The sequence below is a fragment of the Actinomycetota bacterium genome, assembly GCA_030776725.1.
Taxonomy (GTDB): domain Bacteria; phylum Actinomycetota; class Nitriliruptoria; order Nitriliruptorales; family JAHWKO01; genus JAHWKW01.
Genome location: JALYHG010000223.1, coordinates 1 through 2662 on the forward strand (window position 1 = coordinate 1; position 2662 = coordinate 2662).

Annotated in this window: 1 pseudogene and 1 other annotated feature; the pseudogene reads right to left on the reverse strand. The window is 66.0% G+C overall.

Annotated features, from left to right (window positions below):
- Nucleotides 1-844, reverse strand: a pseudogene (locus tag M3N57_10745) (IS3 family transposase).
- Nucleotides 450-566: a sequence feature (AL1L pseudoknot), on the reverse strand. It overlaps the preceding pseudogene by 117 nt.
- Nucleotides 845-2662: the final 1818 nt, after the last annotated feature.

A 2662-nucleotide genomic window follows, 5' to 3' on the forward strand; every position in this document is an offset into this window, starting at 1 on the left:
TCCAGCGCGTCCAACGCCAGGTCGGTGCGCAGGGTCGTGGCGGTCTGCCAGCCCACGATGAACCGGGAGTAGGCGTCCACGATGAACGCCACGTAGACGAACCCCGACCAGGTCGCCACGTAGGTCAGATCGGCGACCCACAGCTGGTTGGGTCGGACGGCGGTGAAGTCCCGGTCGACCAGATCCGCTGGCCTCGCCGCGCTCTCGTCGGGGATGGTGGTACGCCGCTTCTTGCCACGCACCGCCCCCGCCAGACCCTCATCGCGCATGAGACGTTCCACCGTGCACCGGGCGACCGGGATGCCTTCCCGGTTGAGCTGGCGCCACACCTTGCGGGCTCCGTACACCGAGAGGTTGGCCTGGTAGACCCGGCGGACCTGGACCTTGAGCTGCTCGTCACGCAGCGCCCGGGCCGACGGGCCACGTGACCTGGCGGCGTAGTACGTCGAGGGGGCGATCGGCAGCTGCTCGCAGATCGGCTCGACCCCGAACCTGGTCTTGTGCTCGTCGATGAACGCGATCATCTCCGCTGTGGGCGGTCGAGCTCCGCCCCGAAGAAAGCCGCTGCCGCCTTCAAGATCTCATTGGCGCGGCGCAGCTCACGGTTCTCCCGCTCGAGCTCGGCCAGACGCTGCTTGTCGTCGGTGGTCAGCCCCTCACGGCGACCCGCGTCGGTCTCCGCTTGACGCACCCACCGCCGCAACGTCTCGGACGTCATCCCGAACTTCTCAGCGATCGAAACGATCGCCGCCCACTGCGAGTCGTACTGGTCCTCGTGATCGAAGACCATCTGCACAGCCCGCTCACGGACCTGCTTCGGATACTTCCCTGGTGATCGTGACATGACTCCATCCTCTCACGGATAGGAGTCTCCATCAGACCCGGGGCGGTTCAACGGGTACTCACTTATGGTCTGAGTACGGCACCGCATGTGCAGCCGGGGCAACGACTGGCGCCCTCGCAGCCGTCATAACCGGGGCCGGGGCACTCGCCGGGGCCGCCACAGGATGCGCGACCGAAGTCGCCTTCGAGGCTGTCGGCAACTATCAGCCCTGAATTGGCCGAGGCAGGACGCGCAGCTTCATTCGCGTATGACGTCAATTCCGTTGCCAGGTATGCGCTCTATGGGATCTGATAAGGCCAACTCTCGAGTCCGCGCTGTCCGGAGATCCGCTGGTGTAGCCGCCGCTGCCGGGATTGCGATGATTGTCCTCGGAGCTACCGCTCGTGGCGTCGCGGCGCTCGTCCTCGTTCCATTGATCCTACTGCTCGCAAGGCTGCTTAGAAGGGACGACGAAATGAACAGCTGGCTAAAGGGGAGATGGGCAATCGCCGCGATTGTTCTGATCATTGCGGCCGTCCTGGCCTTTATTCGTTTCGCCTGAATGGCTGTCCCGTATGGCGGGCATAGACTTAATTTGGAAGCCTGTTAGTTGGAAAGGGGCGTCGACATGAGAACATCCGATGCCAAAACATGAAGCCGACGGGCGGGCGGCTGGCGATCGATCGGAAGGATTCCTCGCCAGGGTGCAGAAATTCGCATTGCGTCACCGGAAAATCGTCTTTCCACTAGCGGCGGTTGTAGGGGTCATCGCCGCCTCGTTGATAGCTCCAGGAGACCTGAAGTGGCCGCTAGGGATGCTCGTTGGTGTCTACGTCAGTTACGCGGCGGCTAAGCAGAGGGCAGCGAATCAGGGCTACGGAGGCGGTGATCGAGACGAGAGGGATTAGCTTCGCTGGGCAAAGCGCTTTCGTCACGCTCCTTTGACGGCCGCTGGCCCCATCTTGTCGAGTTGCATTTAGCCGGCCGCAGCGTGCGGCCGGACGTTGTCGTCACTGGCCGCGGACGGGTTTGAGCTTGGCCTCTGCGTGCGGTTCGTGCGGATAGTCCAGGTGCGGCCGGCGAATCGGACCCCTTTCAGGTGGCCGGCAGGGTGGCGCTTACTGATGTCGGGTCGTCGCCTAGCCGTTCCCGGTGCGGTCGTGTGATCGGCCATGTCAGACCTCTTTGAGCCAGCCGCAGAAAAGAGGCTGTTTTCTGCGGCAAGCCGCCACCGGGAGCCCGTACGACCGCAAATGCGTGGGAATCGGGCGGTGCGCCCTAGCCTGCGCGACGTTTTCTGCGACAAGGGCACGCCAGTGGCGAGGTGGCACCGCTGCGCCGCACGCCGTCGCTGGCAGAGGCCACGGCGGCGTTCCTGACGCCAGGCGCCTGTCGTCCGGCAGCCGGCGGATCTACGGCGGCACGCTGGCTGCCGTGGCCGTCACGCTGGGAGAGCAGCGGGCCGTCGCGGACGTCGACGACCAGGAGCTGGTCGCAGTCCTGGCCGCGATCGCTGTCGACAACGCCCCCGCGACGTGGAACCGCAAGGTCGCAACGGTCCGATCGTTCCTCGCCTGGTGCCGGCGCAACGGCTGGACCACCACCGAGGCCGCCTGTCTTGAGCGGCGTGCGTCCCCGGCGACGAGACCCGCGCCATCGCCCGCCGGGACCTGGCCGAGCTGTGGGCGCGCGACGACGTCGCACTTCGCGACATGACGCTGTGGCGGCTGCTGTACGAGTCCGCCGCCCGCGCCCAGGAAGTGCTCGGGCTCGACGTCGACGACCTCGACGCCCGGCGGCGACGCGCCGCTTCGGCCGGCAAGGGTGGCGGCCGCGAGG